Genomic DNA, 648 nt, shown 5'->3' on the forward strand with positions numbered 1-648 from the left:
TCAATCACTACCGCCTGTTTTACCTGTGGATGGGTCGCCAGCGCACTCTCAATTTCCCCCAATTCAATACGGTAGCCCCGGATTTTGACCTGAAAATCATTGCGCCCAAGATATTCCAGCTTGCCATCCGGCCGCCAGCGCACCAGATCCCCGGTTTTATACAGACGGGTGTAACCTTTAGCCTTGTCTTCAGTGGTAGCAAACGGATTTGCCACAAACCGCTCAGCAGTCAGCTCCGGCTGGTTTAAATACCCTCTCGCGACACCAATACCACCGACATACAGTTCCCCCGGCGCGCCAATCGGAGCCACGTTGCCATTTTCATCCAGCACATACAGACGGGTATTATCAATCCCCTGCCCAATAGCCAGATCACCGTGCAGCAATAAGTTCTGGCTGGCACACACGGTGATTTCCGTCGGGCCATATTGGTTGAACAGCGTGATATGCGGCGGGATCGTCAAGGCATTCAGAGCTTCTCCACCGGTATGGATCACCTGCAAGGTTGAGCCGAATAATTCCGCAGAAAAATGGTTCATTAAGGCGGTAGGAATAAAGGCTTTGGTGATCTTATGTTGATTGATAAACGCCAGCAGTTGCTCACTGTCGCCGGTTACTGCGGCAGGAGCAATATACAGGGTAGCACCG

1 protein-coding gene is annotated in these 648 nt (G+C 52.2%); it reads right to left on the bottom strand.

What is annotated here, in order from left to right:
• A partial coding sequence (locus tag Xbud_RS19245) for an AMP-binding protein (protein ID WP_145956693.1) occupies positions 1-648 on the bottom strand: 648 nt, incomplete at both ends.

Source organism: Xenorhabdus budapestensis, assembly GCF_002632465.1.
Classification (GTDB): domain Bacteria; phylum Pseudomonadota; class Gammaproteobacteria; order Enterobacterales; family Enterobacteriaceae; genus Xenorhabdus; species Xenorhabdus budapestensis.